The 18,631-nt window shown below is 70.1% G+C and carries 17 protein-coding genes and 1 pseudogene; 12 read left to right on the top strand and 6 right to left on the bottom strand.

Annotated features, from left to right (window positions below):
- Nucleotides 1-154: 154 nt before the first annotated feature.
- Nucleotides 155-589, bottom strand: coding sequence for a VOC family protein (locus tag ACFT9I_RS24080; protein ID WP_382567315.1), 435 nt, complete (start codon nucleotides 587-589; stop codon nucleotides 155-157).
- A 101-nt stretch (nucleotides 590-690) separates the two neighbouring features.
- Between ACFT9I_RS24080 and ACFT9I_RS24075 the strand changes: the two genes are divergently transcribed.
- Together ACFT9I_RS24075 and ACFT9I_RS24070 are read left to right on the top strand one after the other, a co-directional pair.
- Nucleotides 691-1,446: a 4'-phosphopantetheinyl transferase family protein gene (locus tag ACFT9I_RS24075; protein ID WP_382567313.1), complete on the top strand. Its 756-nt coding sequence runs from the start codon at nucleotides 691-693 to the stop codon at nucleotides 1,444-1,446.
- 66 nt (nucleotides 1,447-1,512) lie between these two features.
- Nucleotides 1,513-1,869 carry a VOC family protein gene (locus tag ACFT9I_RS24070; protein WP_382567311.1) on the top strand — a complete coding sequence of 119 codons (357 nt, stop codon included), beginning with the start codon at nucleotides 1,513-1,515 and terminating at the stop codon, nucleotides 1,867-1,869.
- Between the two features lie 61 nt (nucleotides 1,870-1,930).
- Here the strand turns inward: ACFT9I_RS24070 and ACFT9I_RS24065 are convergent, their stop codons facing one another.
- The gene (locus ACFT9I_RS24065; protein WP_382567309.1) at nucleotides 1,931-2,521 is read right to left on the bottom strand and encodes a TetR/AcrR family transcriptional regulator; all 591 of its coding nucleotides are present in this window, start codon (nucleotides 2,519-2,521) and stop codon (nucleotides 1,931-1,933) included.
- Nucleotides 2,522-2,677: 156 nt separating this feature from the next.
- Between ACFT9I_RS24065 and ACFT9I_RS24060 the strand changes: the two genes are divergently transcribed.
- The 4 genes and pseudogenes from ACFT9I_RS24060 to ACFT9I_RS24045 all read left to right on the top strand — a co-directional run bounded on the left by ACFT9I_RS24060 (nucleotide 2,678) and on the right by ACFT9I_RS24045 (nucleotide 7,639).
- Nucleotides 2,678-3,181 (top strand): GNAT family N-acetyltransferase, encoded by a 504-nt coding sequence (locus ACFT9I_RS24060; protein ID WP_382567307.1) that lies wholly within the window; start codon nucleotides 2,678-2,680, stop codon nucleotides 3,179-3,181.
- Between the two features lie 195 nt (nucleotides 3,182-3,376).
- Nucleotides 3,377-3,971, top strand: a pseudogene (locus tag ACFT9I_RS24055) (FAD-dependent monooxygenase); the annotation flags it as partial.
- Between the two features lie 164 nt (nucleotides 3,972-4,135).
- Nucleotides 4,136-5,239: a glycoside hydrolase family 43 protein gene (locus ACFT9I_RS24050; RefSeq protein ID WP_382567305.1), complete on the top strand. Its 1,104-nt coding sequence runs from the start codon at nucleotides 4,136-4,138 to the stop codon at nucleotides 5,237-5,239.
- A 141-nt stretch (nucleotides 5,240-5,380) separates the two neighbouring features.
- Nucleotides 5,381-7,639, top strand: a complete 2,259-nt coding sequence (locus ACFT9I_RS24045) for a PAS domain-containing protein (protein ID WP_382567302.1) — start codon at nucleotides 5,381-5,383, stop codon at nucleotides 7,637-7,639.
- A 9-nt stretch (nucleotides 7,640-7,648) separates the two neighbouring features.
- Here the strand turns inward: ACFT9I_RS24045 and ACFT9I_RS24040 are convergent, their stop codons facing one another.
- The gene (locus tag ACFT9I_RS24040) at nucleotides 7,649-7,969 is read right to left on the bottom strand and encodes a MerR family transcriptional regulator (RefSeq protein WP_382567300.1); all 321 of its coding nucleotides are present in this window, start codon (nucleotides 7,967-7,969) and stop codon (nucleotides 7,649-7,651) included.
- A 612-nt stretch (nucleotides 7,970-8,581) separates the two neighbouring features.
- Between ACFT9I_RS24040 and ACFT9I_RS24035 the strand changes: the two genes are divergently transcribed.
- Nucleotides 8,582-8,992 carry an ATP-binding protein gene (locus ACFT9I_RS24035; RefSeq protein WP_382567298.1) on the top strand — a complete coding sequence of 137 codons (411 nt, stop codon included), beginning with the start codon at nucleotides 8,582-8,584 and terminating at the stop codon, nucleotides 8,990-8,992.
- Between the two features lie 119 nt (nucleotides 8,993-9,111).
- Here the strand turns inward: ACFT9I_RS24035 and ACFT9I_RS24030 are convergent, their stop codons facing one another.
- Nucleotides 9,112-9,612: an NUDIX hydrolase gene (locus tag ACFT9I_RS24030; protein WP_382567296.1), complete on the bottom strand. Its 501-nt coding sequence runs from the start codon at nucleotides 9,610-9,612 to the stop codon at nucleotides 9,112-9,114.
- 155 nt (nucleotides 9,613-9,767) lie between these two features.
- Between ACFT9I_RS24030 and ACFT9I_RS24025 the strand changes: the two genes are divergently transcribed.
- A complete protein-coding gene (locus ACFT9I_RS24025) occupies nucleotides 9,768-11,051 on the top strand; it encodes an acetyl-CoA carboxylase biotin carboxylase subunit family protein (protein WP_382567323.1) in 1,284 nt (427 codons plus the stop codon).
- A gap of 95 nt (nucleotides 11,052-11,146) precedes the next feature.
- Nucleotides 11,147-13,222, top strand: a complete 2,076-nt coding sequence (locus ACFT9I_RS24020; RefSeq protein WP_382567295.1) for a CocE/NonD family hydrolase — start codon at nucleotides 11,147-11,149, stop codon at nucleotides 13,220-13,222.
- Between the two features lie 211 nt (nucleotides 13,223-13,433).
- On the opposite strand, the gene ACFT9I_RS24015 is transcribed toward ACFT9I_RS24020, so the two are convergent.
- On the bottom strand, nucleotides 13,434-15,020 hold the full coding sequence (locus ACFT9I_RS24015; protein ID WP_382567294.1) for an amidohydrolase family protein: 1,587 nt from the start codon (nucleotides 15,018-15,020) through the stop codon (nucleotides 13,434-13,436).
- Nucleotides 15,021-15,414: 394 nt separating this feature from the next.
- Here ACFT9I_RS24015 and ACFT9I_RS24010 point away from each other — a divergent pair, with 394 nt between their 5' ends.
- Nucleotides 15,415-16,161: a phosphotransferase family protein gene (locus ACFT9I_RS24010; RefSeq protein WP_382567293.1), complete on the top strand. Its 747-nt coding sequence runs from the start codon at nucleotides 15,415-15,417 to the stop codon at nucleotides 16,159-16,161.
- 382 nt (nucleotides 16,162-16,543) lie between these two features.
- Nucleotides 16,544-16,918, top strand: a complete 375-nt coding sequence (locus ACFT9I_RS24005; protein ID WP_382567292.1) for a hypothetical protein — start codon at nucleotides 16,544-16,546, stop codon at nucleotides 16,916-16,918.
- A gap of 94 nt (nucleotides 16,919-17,012) precedes the next feature.
- Here the strand turns inward: ACFT9I_RS24005 and ACFT9I_RS24000 are convergent, their stop codons facing one another.
- Nucleotides 17,013-17,537 (bottom strand): hypothetical protein, encoded by a 525-nt coding sequence (locus tag ACFT9I_RS24000; RefSeq protein ID WP_382567291.1) that lies wholly within the window; start codon nucleotides 17,535-17,537, stop codon nucleotides 17,013-17,015.
- 553 nt (nucleotides 17,538-18,090) lie between these two features.
- Here ACFT9I_RS24000 and ACFT9I_RS23995 point away from each other — a divergent pair.
- A complete protein-coding gene (locus ACFT9I_RS23995) occupies nucleotides 18,091-18,480 on the top strand; it encodes an SH3 domain-containing protein (protein ID WP_382567289.1) in 390 nt (129 codons plus the stop codon).
- Nucleotides 18,481-18,631 lie beyond the last annotated feature (151 nt).

The following is an 18,631-nucleotide window of genomic DNA, read 5'->3' as shown; positions in this document are numbered from 1 at the left end:
GGGGGGCGTGCCCGCGGCGGTTCCGTCGGGTGCGGGGCCGGGCGCCGCCCCGCCGGACACGGGGGCGGTTACCCGCCCGGCCCGGCCCGGGCGGGGGGGGGCCCGGCGCCCGCGCCGGGGGGCCGCACACTCCGGCGCACACGTCGAACAGGACCTAGGTGCCGGACGGATCCTGATAGGCGTCCGCGTACGCCTCCGTGGGCGCGATGGGCGTGATGACATCGATCAGTACGCCGTCGGGCGCGGCGACGATGAAGTGACGCTGGCCGAACGCCTCGCTGCGCAGGGGGAGTTCGACCTTCAGGCCGGCGCCCGTCACGAGCCGCGCGTACTCGGCGTCGGCGTCGGCCACCTCGAAGTTGAGGAGCAGCCCCTGGGCCGGCCGACGGTAGGCCGCAGGCACGGTCTCGTGCCCGGCGGCGACGAGAGCCAGTTCGTAGTGCGGCGGCTCGGGCAGCCGCAGGCTGACGTACCAGTCGCTCGTGTAGGTCGTCTCGAATCCGAACAGCGTGCTGTAGAACGCCACGGACTCACTGAGCCGCTCGGTGCAGAGCACGGGATAGAAGCTGGTCAGGGCAGAGGGCGTCATCACAGCACCGTTCCGGGGCGAGTTGGCGGTCGTCGCGGTCGTCCTGTCTCAACGAGGTGTCCGCCCCCACGTCACGTCCGCCGGATCGAAGGCAGGTCGACATGGCATCGGCGATGCGTCCGACGGGCGAAGTCCACGTATGGGCGCTGCGGCAGGCGCCCCCGTGGCGGGAGGACCTCTCGCTCTCCCTGCTCGACGCGCGGGAGCAGGCCAGGGCGGCATCCTTCACCCACCGGCGCGACCGGCTGATGTATCTCGCGGCGCACGTGGGGCTGCGGCTGCTGCTGGGTGACCGGCTCGGCGTCCACCCCCGCGACCTTCGGTTCGGCCGTGACCGGTGCGCGCACTGCGGCGGGCCGGACGGCCGGCCGATTCTCCTCGACGGCCCCGGGGACCTGCACTTCTCCCTCTCCCACTGCGCCGGCAGCACGCTCGTCGGGGTCGCCGACGTGCTCGTCGGGGTCGACGTGGAGCGACTGCCCGACCGTCGGACGGTCGAACTGTGCCTGGCGCGGCTGCATCCGCGCGAGCGTGCGGAACTGCTCCGGGTTCCCCGGGCCGAACGACCCCTGGAATTCTGCCGGTTGTGGACGCGCAAGGAGGCGTACCTCAAAGCGTTGGGGACGGGGCTCAGCCGGGGACTGGACCGGGACTACCTGGGAGCGGGGGGAGAGGGGCGGCCTGTCGGCTGGAGCGTCGTCAACCTGTCCTGCGGCCCGCAGGACCGCACGTACGCCGCGGCGCTGGCGGTCCCACGGTGGGTGCGGGTGCCCATCGGACCGGACGAGCTGAACTGGTCGGCGTACGCCCATGTCCTGGGCGGCGTCGGCTCGTTGGAGGAGAAGGGCCAAAGTTGACATGCCAACGGTATGCAATTAGGTTCGATTCGCATACCGTCGGTACGTGAGTGGAGATGGCGCCCTATGCTGACCAGCTTCTGTCCGGTGATCTGCACCTCGCGGCTGGGGGAGTCCCGCGGCTTCTACAACAGACTGTTCGGCTTCACCGCCACGTTCACGACCCAGTGGTACGCCGGTCTCAGCCGGCCCGACGGGCGACAGCACGAGCTGGCCCTGCTCGACCACTCCCACCCGGCACTGCCGGAGGCGCTGCTCCGGCCGGTGCGCGCGGTGCGGCTCACCCTCGCGGTGGACGACACGTCGGAGGAGTGGGACCGGATCGCCGCACTCGGGGCGACAGCGCGCCCGGACCGGAGACACCTCGTCATCACCGACCCCAACGGGGTCCGGATCGATGTCGTCGCACCGGCACTGGCCTGACCAAGCGGAAGTCGCTTTGTGCACGGCCACTACCTCGTCACGGCTGCGGACCGGCCCGCGCTCACTTCGCCCGCAGCGCCTCCAGCATCCGCGCCAACGCCTGCCGGGCGTCATCGAGATCGGTGGAGTCGTCCGACGTCGCCAGCCATAACGCCGCCTCGTTCATGGCCCCCGACAGCAGATGGGCGAGCGGCGTGACCGGCTGTGCGGGGATGGTGCCCTCGTGGATCAGGACGGTGAGAGCCTGGGCCAGGTGCCGGCCGGAGGTGGCCTCGTTCATCGCTCGCCAGTCCCGCCACCCGAGCACCGCCGGCCCGTCGACGAGCATGATGCGCTGGATCGCGGGGTCGGTGGACGCGCTTAGGAACGCCTGGCAGCCGTGGGTGAACTGGTCCCAGGCGTCGTCCTGGACATCCGCCTCCGCCGCGACGAGCGTGGCGACCTCCTGCTGCACCTGCTCCAGTACGGCCCGGAACAGTTCGGCCTTGCTGGCGAAGTGGTGGTACAGCGCGCCTTTGGTCACCCCGGCGGCCCCGACGATCTCCGACAGACCCACGGCGGCGTAACCCAGCTTCGAGAAGAGCCGTCGGCTCTCCCGCAGCAACGTGTGCCGTGTCTGCTCCCGTTGCTGTGCGCGAACCCCGTTCGTCATCGTTGCGCCCCCCGTCTTCGGCCTGTTGAAGCCATGCGCACACGGTACTTCGCCGGTGTAGGACGGGCGAGACCCACGTGAGAGGCTCGGGGTGTCCCGAACACGGCGCGGTACTCCATGTGCGGTTCGTGGTGACCCGTGCGGCAGAGTAGAGGTATGCCTACGTACGAGACGATGTCGTACCACCTTGAGACCGAGCGGCTGACACTACGGCCGTGGGCCGAGTCGGACGCCGCCGAGTTCAGTGCCCTCCTCTCCGAACGCGGCAACGGGACGCCCACGGCCGAGTACGCCCGGACGTCCATCGTGAAGCTGCTCGCCGCGACGGCGGAAACGGGAATCGCCCTGCTGCCCATTCAGCGCCGTGAGGAGGGCGACTTCATCGGCTACTGCGGGTTGATCATCGGCCGCTCCACCCTGGAGGAGCCTGAGATCGCGTACGAGTTGTTCCAGCGCGTGCATGGGCGTGGCTACGCCACCGAGGCGGCCGGCGGGGTGCTCGACGCCGCTGTCGCGACCGGGCGGAAACGGCTCTGGTCGACCGTGGGCGCGTGGAACGCACCGTCGTTGCGTGTCCTCGAGAAGCTCGGGTTCGAGCGGGATCACGTTTCCACGGACGACAGCGGTGAAGTGGTCTGGCTTACACGCTCGTTGCCGTGACGCGGGATCGCGGCCCCTGGGGTCTCATGCGCACGTTCTGATCGGCCTTGGCGACGGCACCCCGCCCACGATCTCCGCCGACTGGCACGCGGTGCTCAACGCCGCAGCTCTACGCCCCCCGCGCCCGAGCGCCACCCAACTCGGAAGGTGCCGCGCTGTGCAGCAGCGCCGGATCGGCCCGCCCCAGCGCCTCTTCGGCGCCCGGGCTTCGACTTCGTCGGCACCGAGCCGCAGTTCACCGGCTACACCACGCTCGCCACCATCGCCGATCCGGAGAAACCGAGCCCCGGCTTCAATCTGACGCCGACCGGCATGTACCTCCAGATGCCCACGCCAGGGCACATCGGCATGATGGACTTCGACGGCGGCGCGTTCGACCGGTCGCGGCAACCGACTCCACTCTCCCCTTGGGGCGCAGGGACTCAACACCGGTGTCGGCGATGCCATCAACGTGGGTTGGAAACTCGCGGCGCCCGTGCACAGGCACGCGCCGGACGGGCTTCTCGACACGTACACCCGCGAGCGCCGTCCGATCGGCGCACAGACACTCGACTGGACACGCGCCCAGACGGCGGTCATGAAGCCGGGCCCACAGGCCCAGGCGATCAAGAAACTCGTACGCGACGTGCTCGGAACGCCGGACGGAACGACGTACGTCTACAAGAGAACGTCGGGCTCCTCGAACCGCTACGACCTCGGCGGCGAACACCCGCTGGTCGGCCGCGACGCCTCGTCCGTCCCGCATCGGCTCGCCGCGACGACCGGGCCGGAGTACCGGTCCGCGGACGGCGTCCACCCGGCACCGGCCGGCCACGCGGCACTCGCGGCGGCCCGGCTGCGCCTGGTCGAGTGACCCCGACGAAGGTGCCACGGTCACTCGTCTATTGACGGCCGCTCACCGCGTGGCGACTATTGAGAGCGCTCTCTGTCGTGGACATGACCAGGAGGAACCTGATGTCCCCTGCGCGATGGCTCGCCGGCCTGGTTTCCCTCGGACTCGTCGGCACACTTGTCTTCGGGCAGGTGACCACCGCCGGACCCGCGGAAGCCGCCACCGCGGTGACGGACGACCAGCCGTCCACGCTCGGCCGCCCCCTCGTCGGCGGCGCCGACCCGAGCGTCATCAAGGTCGGCGACCTCTACGTCTCCGCCAAGTCCGTGGACGGCGGCATCGCGGTGCGGTCGGCTTCCACCCTGGAGGACGTCGCCACCGCGCCCAAGCACCAGGTGTGGCAGGACACCGGCAACCTCGGCGAGGTCTGGGCCCCGGAGATCGTGCACCACGACGGTCAGTACCGCATCTACTTCGCCGCCGGCACCGGTGCGGCCCACCGGACGTACCACATCAGCTCGGCCAGCCCGGACACCGGCTATTCCGCCGCCACCAAGGTCGCCCTTCCCGACGACAAGTGGGCGATCGACGGGGTGCCGTTCACCTTCGGCGGCCAGCGCTGGTTCGTGTGGTCAGGCTGGGCCGGTGACACCAACGTCGAGCAGAACCTCTACATCGCCCGGATGAGCAGCCCCACCACGACCACCGGCGGCCGTTACGTCGTATCGCAGCCGCGCGAGCCGTGGGAACGGGTCGTGGGCAACCCATACATCAACGAGGCACCCCAGCCGATCGTCGACCCCAGCGGGCAGCTGCACATCGTGTACTCCGCGAACGGCAGTTGGAGCGACCAGTACTGCATCGCCGACCTGCGGCTGAGGGCCGGTGGCGACCCGACGTACGTGTGGGACTGGTACAAGAGCAACGGCTGTCTGTTCGGCTCGCACGCCGCGACCATGATGTCGGGCTGGGACCCGACACTGAATGTCGACGGTCCCGGCCACCACACGTTCGTCCTGCCACGCGGCGACGTCGCCGCCGGCCCGCCGTCCGGCAACCGGTTCCCGACCATGTTCCACGCGGTGGCCAAGGGCACGCCGTACTCGTGGTCCAACCGCTACTGGTACACGGGCACCGCCGTCTGGTGGGGCAACACGACGTACCGCCGGGCGAACGTCCCCGGCGCGACCAGCACCGTCGGCTACAGCCTCAAGTTCTTCGAGTGAGCACCGGCTGAGCACCGGCCGGCCCCACCGGACGGGGCCGCCGAACAGGACGGACGACCCGTTCGCGGCGATGATGTGAAGCGACGGACAAGCCCCGGCGTGGCAGCCGGACACGGTCGGACGCGAGATCGGCAGGCATCGATGGGACGGACGCTGGAGCCGCTGTTCACCGTGGACGACGCCGGACGGGTGATGTCATGGAGCGATGCCGCCGCCCGCCTGTTCGGCCGTCCGGCGGAAGGTGTGCTCAGCCGTGGGGCCGCTGAGGCCGTCGCCGGATCCGGTGTCTCGCTGCGCGCGGTACCCCGGCCGGGTGCCGAGGGGTGGGAGGTCTACGCGTCCGACGCCGACGGTGCGGAGCCCGACATGGAGGGCGCGCTGGTACGAGCGCTGTTCGCCGAATCGCAGCTGGGCCTGATAGTCCTCGACCGGGACCTGCGGCTGGTGCGGGTCAGTACGGCGGCCAGGGCGATGTACGGCCGCTCGCCCGACGAGCTCCTCGGTAAGCGCCTGGACGAGGCGTACGACCTGGAGAACCCGGCACGGGACCTCGCGGCCGCCCGCGAGGTGCTGGAGAACGGGACACCGGAGTTCTCGCGGTTGGTCACGGCTTTCACCACGGTCGGACCCCGCCGGCGGCAGTACTACTCCGTCTCCGCCTTCCGGCTGCGCCAACCGGAGGGGGAGCCGATCGGACTGGCGCTGACCCTGCTGGATGTGTCCCGCCGGGAACGCGGCCGCGAGCGGGCCGCCGCCGTCGCGCGCGTCCGCGAACTCGTGGGCCGCTCCCTCCAGGTGATGGAGAACTGCCAGGACTTCGCCGACGCGCTGGTTCCAGGCTTCGCCGACGTCGCTCTCGTCGCCCTCACCGAGCAGGTCGCCGGCGGCGACTATCCGCCGCTGCGGCCCGTGGAGACCGAGAAGCTGCTGCTCCGGCGTGCGGCGTTCCGTACGAGCGGGCCGGCCGACCCCGACGAGGGCGTCGGTGAGGTCAGCCCGGTCGGCGAGGAACCCGCGTTCAACAGGGCACTGCGCGAGCAACGACCGGTGCTCGTACAGGCGGACGCCGACGGCGACGGCCTCACCGACTCCCCGTCGAGAGCCACCGCACTGGGACAGGCGGGCGCCCACACCATGATCGTGGCTCCGCTCACCGTCCGGGGCCGGGTGCTGGGGCTTGTACGCCTCCTGCGGTGCGGTGACTCCGAGCACTTCACCAAGGCCGACCTGCCCGCCATGGAGGACGCCGCCACACACGCGGCCCTCTGTCTGGACAACGCCCGGCGCGCCGCCCACGACCGCGCCCTGGCCTCCACGGTGCACCGCAAACTCCTTCCCAAGCGGCCCACCCCCCAACTGGGCATCGACACCGCGTACGTCGCGCTGTCTCCCAGCTCGGAGAGCCGCACGTGGTTCGACGTCACGCCGCTGTCAGGGGCCCGGTGCGCGCTGGCCGTGGGCGAGGTCGACGGCGCCGGACCGCACGCCCTCGCCACCATGGGGCATCTGCGCACCGCGCTGCGCGCCCTGGCCGACCTTGAACTCCAGCCGGACGAACTGCTCGCGCGGCTCGGCGACGCCGTGACCCGGCTGTCGGAGGACCGGACCACCATGGATCCCAACGCCCCCGCCCTGACCGCCAGTTGCACCTTCGCCCTCTACGATCCGGTGACGAAAGCCTGCCTGGTCGCGTGCGCCGGACAGCGCGGGCCACGGGTGATCGGCCCGGACGGCCGGATGGACCGGATCGACGCGCCCGTCGGCCCCCGCCTGGGCGCGCCCGACACCGCGCCGTTCGCGATGGCCGGCCGGACCCTGGAGAGCGGGACCACCCTCATCCTCGCCGGTGACGACATGGACCAGGCGCTCAGTACGGAAGTCATCAACCGGCTCCTCGCCGTCTACGACTCGGCGCAGGACCTGGCGGACGGTCTGTTCACCCGACTGGCGGCCAGCCCCCGCCACACCGGCACCGCGCTGCTGGCCCGCACCCACGAGCTGTCGGCCGACACGACCGCGGTGTGGGATCTTCCCGCGGAGGACCGGGCCGCCTCGGAGGCCCGCCGACTGACCCGGCACTGGCTGAACGGTCTCTCCCACCCCGTCTCCGAGGACAGCGTCGACTCCGCCGGCCTGCTGGTGAGCGAACTGGTCACCAACGCCGTGCGCTACGGCACACCGCCCATCACGCTGCGTCTCATCCTCGACCAGTCCCTGACCGTCGAGGTGGCGGACTCCAGCCCCGTGACACCCGACCTCCGGCACGCCAGAGTGACCGACGAGGGCGGCCGTGGTCTCTTCATCGTCTCCCAGATCACCCACAAGTGGGGCACCCGCCGATCCTCGGCGGGCAAGACCATCTGGGCGGAGCAGCCCTGGACGACGGCGGAGGAGTCCTAGCGGGGAACGCTACTGAGCGTGCTTGCGCTGCTGTTCGTTGATGCGCAGGGCTTCTTCGAGTTGGTCCTCGAGGATGATGATGCGGCAGGCCGCTTCGATCTGGGTGCCGCTGTCGACGAGTTCGCGGGCGCGGGCGGCGATGCGCAACTGATAGCGGGAGTAGCGGCGGTGGCCGCCGTCCGAGCGCAGTGGGGTGATGAGCCGGTTCTCACCGAGGGCGCGGAGGAAGGCGGGGGTGGTGCCGAGCATGTCGGCGGCGCGGCCCATGGTGTAGGCGGGGTAGTCGTCGTCATCGAGGTTGTTGGTGGGGTGGGGTTTCTCAGGGGGCATAGCACCTCTTTTTCCTGGACGCGTCGAGGGGCCCGGGTGCCGTAACGGCACCCGGGCCCGGGGTTTCAACACCATCTGCCGACTGTGAGCGTCGGCTTTCGTTTTCCGCTTGCCGCCCGGGGGATTTGGCGGGGCTGCGGGGATCGCCTATGCGTGACCGGGGACCACCTTCCGTTCTGGGGCCTGCGGTACCCGAGCGCCGTGCTGCTCGCCCGGGCGATCCTGACGGTGTCTACTCCTCACTTCCTTCGGGTCGTACTGCTGGTTCCTGCGGGACTGCTTGCGGCCCCTGGGGCCGCACGGCCCGGCAGTCAGTAGTGGGACCCACCGATTCTGGCCCCGCCACTCCACTGCCGTTCCACAACCTGCTTGACCTGCATGCACGGCAGTTCATCTCTGCCGTGCCCTTTTCGCTGTCTGGCTACGAGAAGAACGTTAGCCCTGCGGGAAGCCAGATGTCTACTCCCGCCACGACAGATTTTCTGTGACAACGGGGAGTCATGTCCTGTCACCCGAATGCACCGGAAAGCTTCCTCGCCGGGTGTGTGAAGGCTGATGGACCGGGAACAAGCCCACTTCAGCGCAGCAACCGGAAACAGGTGGGTGAAGCGCATGAACGGCACCACGGCCGCAACGGCGACTCCGGCGAGTCTCGTGATCGCGGACGACAGCCCAGCCGGTATCTCCCGGGCCCGCGATGTGGCTCGGGCCTTCGCCAACGGCCTCCGTCCCGCCCCGGACACCACCAGCGCCGACACCCTGGCCCTCGTGGTGTCCGAACTCGCCACCAACGCACTGCGCCACGGCGGGGGCCACTACACCCTGGAACTCACCGCCGACCCGGGCGCCGTACACATCGCCGTCAGCGACCCCAGCCCACTCCCTCCGCGCGAGCGGGCCCCGGACCTCGACGGCGGCACCGGAGGCTTCGGCTGGCACATGATCCGGCGCCTCGCCAGGAACGTGACCATCACCCCGGGCCCCGGCCCCGGGAAAACCATCCACGCGGTCCTTCCCTGCTGACGGTGCCGACACCTTCGAGGCTTGGTTCGACAACCAGGGCTCCGCCGCATCGCCGAACTCGGCCTCGCGATCCATCACCGCGTCGACGAGCGCCGCAACGGTGCGTGTGGCGCGGGTGACTAGGGTGACGCGGGTCCGCCGGGCCGGCGCGTGAGCTCGGCGAGATAGGCGTCCAGGAGCTGCACATGTCCCGGAAGAACTTCCAGAAGATCCCACCAGCGAATGGCTGTGGTCTCCTCGTTGGCCCGGAAGTCGCGGGCCTCGGCACAGTGACCCGCGAACACCGCCAGATATTCGGCTCGTTGGTCGGGTGCCAGTACACATCCCGCATAGCCGACGAACCGTAACGGTTCGTCAGGCTCCTGCCCGCTCTCCTCCAACAGCTCACGCACGGCCGCCTGACGCGGCGATTCACCCTGCTCGATACGCCCGCCGGGAAGTTCCCAGGACCGGCGGTACTGATCGAAGACCATGAGGACCCGGCCGGCTCGCCAAAGAGCGACCAGTGCCGCCGGCAGTGGCGCGTCCGTCGGCGGCGTCGCCTCGTCTCCCCGGGTGAAGGAGAGCAGGGTATTGCCACGGTCATCGGTCAGGAGAGGTTGGTCTTCGGAGCCGGTCACGTTCCGATGATTCCCAACTCGCCTCGTCGGGAAGCCCGTCGCGTGAGCACGGAGGGTCTGTGGGGCACCTCTGGTTGAGCGTCGGCACGTGGGTACACGGAGTGCACCCCGCAACCGATGGAAGAGGACCCGTGCAGGAGAAGAACATATTCGTGATGGGCCTGGAGCAGGCCAATCTGCCGATGCTGCGTGAGGTGCCCGACGCGCGGTCGGTGCGCTTCCATCAGCTGCTGTCCCTCGAAGAACTCCAGGTCGGTGAGGTGTCGGTGGACGACCTGGAGAAGAAGGCCAGGCGGGTGCTGGACGCTTTCGACGGCGATATCGACGCGATCGTCGGCTACTGGGACTTCCCGGTGAGCACACTCGTACCGATCCTGAGTGAGCGTTACGGCACGCGCAGCACCAGCCTGGAGTCGGTCGTCAAGTGCGAGCACAAGTACTGGAGCCGGCTGGAGCAGCGGAAGGTGACCGACCGGCATCCGGCCTTCGGAATGGTCGACCTCACCGCTGACACCCCCGGCCCGCCCGAGGGCGTGAACTTCCCGATGTGGCTCAAGCCCGCGCTGTCGTACTCGTCGGAACTGGCGTTCGGCGTCAAGGACCGGGCCGAGTTCGACGCCGCTGTCGCCGACATAAAGGAAGGCATCGCCCGTGTCGGACGCCCCTTCGAGGACATCCTCGCGCGGCTCGACCTGCCTCCGGAGATGGCCGGAGTCGGCGGTCAGGTCTGTCTGGCCGAGGAGGCCATGTCCGGCATCCAAGTCGCGGTGGAGGGCTACGCCTCCGGTGGCGAGGTCACCATCTACGGCGTGCTGGACTCCATCAACTACCCCGACTCGTCAAGCTTCCTGCGGCACCAGTACCCCTCCACGCTTCCCGAGCCCGTCCTGCGTCAGTTGCGCGACGTCACGAAGCGTGTGATCGGGCAGATAGGCATGGACGGGGCGACCTTCAGCGTCGAGTTCTTCTACGACCCGCAGGAGGACGAGATCAACCTGCTGGAGATCAACCCGCGGCACTCGCAGTCGCACGCCGAGATGTTCCACTACGTGGACGGCGTTCCCAACCACCACTGCATGGTCCGCCTCGCCCTGGGCGAGGACCCCGCTCTCCCGTACCGGGGCGGAACGTACGCGGTGGCGGCGAAGTGGTACTACCGCTGGTTCGCCGACGGCGCCGTGCACGACGTGCCGACGCCGGAGGACATCGTCCGCGTCGAGCGCGAGATACCCGGCGTACGGATCGACATGGTGCCCGACGAGGGCCAGCGGCTGTCCGCCGCGCCCGGCCAGGACAGCTACAGCTACGAGATCGCCCACATCTTCACCGGCGGGGACAGCGAGCAGGACCTGCGGGAGAAGTTCGACCGCTGCGTGGCCGCGCTGGGTCTCGTCTTCGACCGTACGACGCCCGGAGGGCGGCAGGAGAAGAACGCCTGACGCGATGTCCGGCCCGATGTCCGACGGAATCCGATGCGATGTCCGGCGCGATGCCTGACGGAATCCACCGTGCGAAGTAAGGAGCGACCGGCCCTATGCGTCACGTGACCAATCTCCCCGCGGCGACGAAGGAAGAACCGCACGTCGAGATCCCCATGTCCGACGGAGTCCGCCTGTCGGCCCGCGTCTGGCGCCCCGTCTCGTCGGACGCCGAGCCGGTGCCCGCGGTGGTCGAGTACATCCCGTACCGCAAGCGCGACCTCACCTCGGTACGCGACTCGATGCACCACCCGTACATCGCCGGCCACGGCTACGCCTGCGTCCGTGTTGACCTGCGCGGCACGGGCGACTCGGAGGGTGTGCTGCGGGACGAGTACCTGGAACAGGAGCAGAGCGACGCCGAGGAAGTACTCGCCTGGGTCGCCGAACAGCCGTGGTGCGACGGCTCCACCGGCATGATGGGCCTGTCGTGGGGCGCCTTCGCCGCGCTCCAGGTCGCCGCCCGGCAGCCGCCGAGCCTGCGCGCCATCGTCATCGCCTCCTTCACCGACGACCGGTACGCCGACGACATGCACTACATGGGTGGCGCCATGCTGTCGGACAATCTGGCCGAGGCGGGCACCATGTTCGCCTACGCCACCTGTCCGCCCGATCCGGCGGTCGTCGGCGAGCGCTGGCGCGACATGTGGCACGAGCGGCTGGAGAACACCCGCCCGTGGGTCCTGGAGTGGCTGCGGCACCAGCGCAGGGACGAGTACTGGCGGCACGCCTCGGTCTGTGAGGACTACCAGGCCGTACGCTGCCCGGTGCTCGCCTCCAGCGGGTGGGCCGACGGGTACTCGAACGCGGTGACCCGGCTGCTGGGGAATCTCGATGTGCCACGCAGGGGCCTGATCGGCCCCTGGTCGCACAAGTTCCCGCACCTCGGCGAGCCCGGCCCCGCCATCGGCTACCTCCAGGAGGTCGTGCGCTGGTGGGACCACTGGCTCAAGGGCGAGGACAACGGCGTCATGGACGGCCCCATGCTCCGGACATGGATGCAGGAGAGTGTGCCGCCCTCCACGTCGTACGAGGAGCGGCCGGGCCGCTGGGTGGCCGAGCCGAGTTGGCCGTCCCCGAACATCGAGCCGGTCACGCGCCCACTCAGCCGCCACCGGATCGGCCTTCCCGTCGCCTCGTCGGCCGCCTCCGTATCCGGGGCCGCAGGGCGTGAGACTGAGGTGGGGGCGAAGGCGGAGGCGGAGGCCATGACGGTGCAATCACCGCTGTCCGTCGGCCAGTTCGCCGGTAAGTGGGCCTCCTACAACGCGCCCCCCGACCTTCCGTACGACCAACGGGAGGAGGACGGCGGGTCCCTGGTCTTCGACAGCGAACAGCTCACCGAGACGGTGGAGATCCTCGGCTCGGCCACCGTCGAGCTGGAGCTGTCCGTCAACGAGCCGGTCGCCACGGTCGCCGCCCGTCTGTCGGACGTGACCCCTGACGGCAGCGCCACCCGCGTCTCGTACGGCGTACTGAATCTCACCCGCCTCGACCCGGACGCTCCCGAGGCTCTGGAACCGGGCCGCCGCTACCGCGCCACCGTGCACCTCAACGGCGTCGCCCAGTCCTTCCCGCCCGGTCACCGCATCCGGCTGTCGCTGTCCACGTCGTACTGGCCACTCGCCTGGCCACCGCCCCGGCCGGTGCTCCTGAGCGTGTACGAGGGGGCGAGCACCCTGACGCTGCCGGTACGGCCGACCACCGCTCCTGACGGCCTTGCCCGGAGCCCGTTCGACGAGCCCGAGGGCACACCGCCCCTCACCACCACCCAGCTCACTGAGACGGAACAGCGCTGGGAGGTGAAGCGGGATCTGGTCGACTACAACGCCGAGTTGAAGATCGTGAAGGACGGGGGCATGGTCCGGTTCGAGGACATCGGTCTGGACGTCGGCCGCCGTGCCTGCGAGTACTACACCTCGGTCGCCGAGGATTTCGGCTCGGTCAGCGGCGAATCCACCTGGACGATGCGCTTCCGACGGGCCGATTGGGACGTACGGGTGGAGACCCGCACCGTGCTGCGCTCCGACGAGGAGCAGTTCTTCGTCGACGCCACGCTGGACGGGTACGAGGGCGAGAGGCGGGTTTTCTCCCGCACCTGGAACGAGACGGTTCCGCGCGACCTGCTGTGACGGTCGCCCCATCGTCTCTGATCCATTCGATCCATTCGATTCATCGGCTTCATCGGCCTTCCGGGTCCGCCCCACTCGCATGTTGCCCGAGGCCTCCGGATCGCCCGCCTCGCGGGCCGGCGAATGGGCGTCGAAGGACAGGCGCCGCAGCAGCGCGTCTCTGAACGTGCGGCCGGCTCAACTCGCCGGCGAGGCCGCTTCCGGAGGGCGGTCAGGGGTGTCCGCCGCAGCCGCAGCCCGTCATGGTCGCCCCCTCCTGGGGCGGCTGGGTCTGTGCGGCGGCCTTTTCCACCGCCGCGAGCAGCCGGCGGCGTTCCTCCGGCGGGATCCACCTGCCGTCGACGACCACGCCGTGGATGCGGCGGGTGTTGCGGATGTCACGCAGCGGGTCGGCGTCGAGGACGAGCAGATCGGCGGCCTGTCCGCGGGCCACGGTGCCGACGGCCGGCAGGCCGAGGGTGCGGGCCGCGTCCCGCGTGGCCGCGCGCAGGGCCTCGGCCGGGGTGAGGCCGGCCGCCACGAGCAGCGCCAGCTCGTCGTGGAGGGCGAATCCCGGGACGAGGTACCCCGTGCCGGTGTCGGTGCCCGCCGCCAGCGGCACACCCGCGCCGTGCAACTCCCTCACCAGCCGGAGCCGGTGCGCGAAGATCCGGCGGATCTGCCGGTCCTGCTCGGGGGTGCGCCCACCGGTCAGGGCAGCCAGCTGGTCCGGCCAGCTCTCCACCTGCCAGGCGGGCAGGTACTTCCACTCCTCGGCCCGGGACGGAACGTCGTCGGGCAGCTCCAGCGTGCGGTGCACGCTGAGTGTGGGGACGACGGCGGTCCCGTCGGCCGCCAGGCTCCGGAAGAGGGAGTCCGCCCGGTCCCGGTCGTAGCCCTGCACCGCCCGCCATTCGAGGGGATGCACCTGCTGGAACCAACTGTGGTAGCGGGACAGGCTGCTGGGGTCGCGCGGGTCGATCCGTACGGCGGCCAGGCGGCGCCGTATCTCCTTCTCGTGCCGTGAGGTCGCCAGGAGCAGCGCGTGCAAGTGCTCGATGGTGCGGTGGCCGGTGGCGCTCGCCTCCGCGATCCGTACGGTGTCCGGGCAGTGCCCGAGGTGGGGGATGCCCTGGCGCCGTGCCTCGTCCGCGATGGCGAAGTAGGACTCGCGGGACAGGCGGGAGTACACCTTGACGAAGTCCGCGCCCTCGCGCTTGACCTGCCGTACGGCGCGCCGGGCCTCGGCCGCGTCGCGCACCTCGATGGTTGGCCCCACGTCGGCCGCCCACAGTGAGGGCGAGCCGTCGACGATGGCGCTGCCGACCACCCAGCGGGGGCCGAGCAGCGCACCGCTGCGGATCTTCTCGCGCCACTCGTGGTGGACCGGCTGGCCCCGCATCTCCCGGACCGTGGTGACGCCGGTGAGGGCGTACAGCGCCGGGACCACGGTCTCCGGGCCGTCGCTGTGGGTGTGCGCCTCGATCAGTCCCGGGAGCAGGTACTTGCCGGTCAGGTCGACCGTACGGGTGCCCGGGCGGAGCCGGATGAGTGCGCTCGGGGCGATTCCGGTGATGCGGCCCCCCTCGACGACGACCGTCATGTCGATGGCCGGAGCTGCGCCCGATCCGTCGATCACGGTGACGTGGGTGAACGCCAACGGGCCGGTGTCGGAGCCGTTTCCGGCCCTCGTCCCGGCCGCGCGTGCCGTGCCGGCGGCCGCCGTGCTCGTCAGCGCCGTACCCGTCACGGCGGCGGCCCCGGCGAGGAACCCTCGTCGGGCCACGCCGCGATGTGCCCCAACTGCTGCTCCGGACATGCTGTTTCCCCTCCTGCTGGTGAATCCGTCGGCCGTGTCCGCCGACCTCCACGACTCTGGCGGACACGGGGCGACAGAACAGTGCGGCCAGACAGTGCGTTTGGGGGTGTTGCTGGGACCACCGAGGGCCGTCCCCGGCGCAGGGGTTGCCCCGCCCGTGAACCGGCCGCCAGCCGAAGTGATCACGCCGCGTCGCGCCCCTCGCCAGGGCGGTCGGAGGGCACAGGGGGATCAATAACACGTGCTAAGGACTGCTAACAAAAGTGGTGGGCTTGACGTGTTCAGCAGTCGGTGTCGTGCACGAGGTCGCCGGGTAGCAGGACGCGGTCAGCCGCGCTGTCGCACGCGATAAATCCGGCGACGCGGCCGGTCGTCCCCGGGATACTGATCGCCCATGGATGAGGTCAAAGTTGTCGTCGCCCATTCCGAGCGCGCGACCCTGCGCGTCGGCGATGTGTTCCTGAAGGTGGACGCCGATCAGGCGCGTATCGACGTCGAGGTCGAGGCGATGGCCCTGGCGCCGGTCCCGACCCCGGAGGTTCTGTGGCGCAAGCCGTCCGTGCTCGCGATCGCCGCGGTCCCGGGGACGGCACTCGGCCGTCTCGGCGAGCCGTCGACCGCGTCCCCGGCGGCGTGGGCCGCTGCGGGTGCCGTCATCCGGAAGTTGCACGAGGCGCCGTTGCCGCCCTGGCCCGGCCGGCGCCGCCAGGGTCCCGACGAGTTGGCGGCGGAACTCGACGGCGAGTGTGAGCTGCTCGTGACGAACGGCGTCCTGCCCGCCGACCTGGTCACCCGCAACCGCCAGGTCGCCGAGGCCGCGCTCCGGCCGTGGACTCCGGTGTTCACGCACGGCGACCTGCAGCTCGATCACGTCTTCGTCGACGGTGACGAGATCACGGGCATCATCGACTGGTCCGAAGGGGGCCCGGGTGACGCCCTGTTCGACCTCGCCACCGTGACGCTCGGACACGAGGAACACCTCGCTGACGTCGTCGCCGGCTATGGCACCGACGTCGACCTCGACGTGATCCGCGCGTGGTGGTCGGTGCGAAGCCTGCTGGGGGTTCGCTGGCTGGTCGAGCACGGGTTCGACCCGTTCGCGGCGGGCTGTGAGGTCGACGTGCTGAGAGCCCGGATGTGAGGCTGCGCGGGCCCGCCGCTACGGGTGCGTTCTGGCACATCGAGCAGGCCATCTCCTGGGGTGCACCGCCCTGCCCTTGCTCCCGACAAAGTGCGGTGCGCAGTTGTCGCCGGCAGATGACGGCGCAGCCGAGGGTGACGAACGCGTGGTGGATGTCGTCGCGGATCTCCCAGTGGGTGCGCGGGCGGCGGAACCGGAGCAGCAGCGCGAGCGCTCCTTCCACGACCCGGCGGTAGACGCCCCGGCCGGAGCCGTGCCCGGATCCGCACCTTCGCGGCGCAGCGCGGTCACCATCGCGAATGCTTCCTTCTCTGTCTCCCGCCCCGCGCAGGGCACTCCGAATCCTGTAGCAACGCCCACATTCAATCTCTACAGTCAGTGCGTGGCCGTCGAGGACGAGCACCCAAGTCAGCCCGATGTCGCCGCGATGCTCACAGACCGGACGAGCGCGTGCAAGGCAGCACGAGACGCCATCGCCGCCGGCGGCGAGGTACAGGTCTCGGACAGGTTGGTGCCCCACTGGATGGTCCCTGGCATCGTCGCGACGAGGCTGAGAGGGTCGTTGAGGCGCGGTCTGCCGAAGACCCTCGGCCTCGACGAGACCGTTGAGATCCTCGCGCGGCACCGCGGCGAGCACCTGCGTACCGGGACCATCGACGCGGCAGACCGGCTCTCGTTCTTCACCCTGTACTTCGACGCCGTCGGGACCGAGCTTTTGGCGTGCGACGGACGCTCCGCGAGATCGTTCGAGCCGTGAGGTGATCCACATCCGCGTCACCGACCCTCTGCCTGGCCGCAGCCGCCACTACCCGCAGAATCTCAGCTGCGGCCAGCTGTTACGGGGACAACCCTCAGGCGGCGTAGCAGAGTACCGAGGGGTCGGCCGAGGCCGAGACGGGGGCCGCGGTCGAGTGCACGGGAGGGGCGGTGCGGGCGGGCGTCACGGCCTGCGAGCGGTTTCGCGCGAAGACGACGAGGCGCAGCACCGCGAACCGCGCGACACCGGCGAGTGCGGAGGCTGAGAGGTAGACGACCTGCTCAAGCATCGCACCGGGCGCCGCCACCAGTTGCTGCAGGACAAACATCGCCACGCAAGTCACCGCGTACGCGGCGGCGGCAGACCCGGCCGACTGCGCATGCTGACGCCAGGTCGCGCGCCCGCCCGCACCGAAGGTGAAGCGGGCGTGCAGCTCGGTGGCGAGGAGCGTGGAGACCGCGGTGATCATGGCGTTGGCCAGGATCCAGGGGATCCAGGAGGCGAGGGCCGCCACGGCGAAGCTGGAGGCGATTCCCACCCCGCCGCCGCAGAGCACGAAGCGGGCGAAGGCTGTGAAGGCGCCGGGTGCCGCCTGCCGCTGGCTCTGTGTTGTCTCCATGATCCGACCCCCTGATTGCTCACTCCGAGAAACTCGCACCCGTCGGCCTGCGAGGCCGGGTGCGCTGACCACGCCGCCATCATGGCACATAGGTGGCACCATTGGGAGCCGTTTATGGCACCACTCTGTGGCGTTGGTGGTGCCGCAGTGAGGGTGGGGTGGTAAATGTGCAGGTCAGTGACTCGGTGAGGCCTCGGCCGACACTGCCGGACCGCGCGCTTGATCGTGCCTGACGTGCGCCCCCGTGAGAGTTCGATCGCCAGATCGAGGATGCAACCGCCGCCTTGGTGCCTTCGGTGGCGCCGGAGCCGCCCCCGGCTCGGAGGCCCGACCGGCCTACCGAGGAACCGGGCGTGGCAAGGCCCACGTATTCGTCGCCGGGCTCCACGCGCACGCGTACCAGAATCGACCGGTCGGCGCCTTGCTGGTGCCGCCGTTCGGGTGGGAATGGCGTGTCCTGCACGGGGATGGCGCCCCGCCGTGCCTCGTCCGTGCCATGAAGGTGTTGCAGCCGGGGAGGTCCCGGGGGCTCATCGACAAGAAGGAACCCATCATGCGCGCACCGCACACCGGGTACCGGATCACCTCCCTGCTCGCCGGGGTTGTACTGGCCGGGACGGCGCTGGCCGTTCCCGCCGTGGCCGCAGGCCACCCGGCAGGCCCGGCGCCCTTCGTCACTGCTGAGGGCGTCCAGGCTCCCGCAGTCGTCGTCCCCAAGGGCCGTGTCATCGCCAAGCCGTCGCTCAACGTGCGCAAGCACCCGAACACGAGCAGCAAGCCCGTCCGCTCCATCCCGTACGGCACCATCATCAACCTGGACTGCAAGGTCAACGGAGAGGTCGTGGAAGGCAACCCCCGCTGGTACCTGCTGAAGGACGGCAGCGGCTACGTGTCCGCCCGCTGGGTGGAGAACGCGAATGGGGTCATCCCGCCGTGGTGCTAGGCACGTTGGGAAGCTGTTTGAGATGACGCGGTAGTCGCTGCCGGTGTCCTGCCGTTCGTGGTAGGAAGCGCGTTCGGCGAAGCGGACGAAACGCCCCGGGGAGGGCGGGGGGTTTCGGCCCCAACAAGCCCGAAACGCACCCCCCCCCCCT

This window comes from Streptomyces sp. NPDC057137 (assembly GCF_042670825.1).
Lineage (GTDB): Bacteria > Actinomycetota > Actinomycetes > Streptomycetales > Streptomycetaceae > Streptomyces.
The sequence above is the reverse complement of the archived record's forward strand: the minus strand, read 5'-3'. Positions and strand labels throughout refer to the sequence as shown.

Coding starts and splice junctions, on each gene's coding strand:
- ACFT9I_RS24065 (WP_382567309.1), bottom strand. CDS start 2,521: ATGACGAACGGGGTTCGCGCACAGCAACGGGAGCAGACACGGCACACG.
- ACFT9I_RS24080 (WP_382567315.1), bottom strand. CDS start 589: ATGACGCCCTCTGCCCTGACCAGCTTCTATCCCGTGCTCTGCACCGAG.
- ACFT9I_RS24075 (WP_382567313.1), top strand. CDS start 691: ATGGCATCGGCGATGCGTCCGACGGGCGAAGTCCACGTATGGGCGCTG.
- ACFT9I_RS24025 (WP_382567323.1), top strand. CDS start 9,768: ATGGGCCTGGAGCAGGCCAATCTGCCGATGCTGCGTGAGGTGCCCGAC.
- ACFT9I_RS24015 (WP_382567294.1), bottom strand. CDS start 15,020: ATGTCCGGAGCAGCAGTTGGGGCACATCGCGGCGTGGCCCGACGAGGG.
- ACFT9I_RS24010 (WP_382567293.1), top strand. CDS start 15,415: ATGGATGAGGTCAAAGTTGTCGTCGCCCATTCCGAGCGCGCGACCCTG.
- ACFT9I_RS24045 (WP_382567302.1), top strand. CDS start 5,381: ATGGGACGGACGCTGGAGCCGCTGTTCACCGTGGACGACGCCGGACGG.
- ACFT9I_RS24050 (WP_382567305.1), top strand. CDS start 4,136: ATGTCCCCTGCGCGATGGCTCGCCGGCCTGGTTTCCCTCGGACTCGTC.
- ACFT9I_RS24070 (WP_382567311.1), top strand. CDS start 1,513: ATGCTGACCAGCTTCTGTCCGGTGATCTGCACCTCGCGGCTGGGGGAG.
- ACFT9I_RS24060 (WP_382567307.1), top strand. CDS start 2,678: ATGCCTACGTACGAGACGATGTCGTACCACCTTGAGACCGAGCGGCTG.
- ACFT9I_RS24040 (WP_382567300.1), bottom strand. CDS start 7,969: ATGCCCCCTGAGAAACCCCACCCCACCAACAACCTCGATGACGACGAC.
- ACFT9I_RS24035 (WP_382567298.1), top strand. CDS start 8,582: ATGAACGGCACCACGGCCGCAACGGCGACTCCGGCGAGTCTCGTGATC.
- ACFT9I_RS23995 (WP_382567289.1), top strand. CDS start 18,091: ATGCGCGCACCGCACACCGGGTACCGGATCACCTCCCTGCTCGCCGGG.
- ACFT9I_RS24000 (WP_382567291.1), bottom strand. CDS start 17,537: ATGGAGACAACACAGAGCCAGCGGCAGGCGGCACCCGGCGCCTTCACA.
- ACFT9I_RS24020 (WP_382567295.1), top strand. CDS start 11,147: ATGCGTCACGTGACCAATCTCCCCGCGGCGACGAAGGAAGAACCGCAC.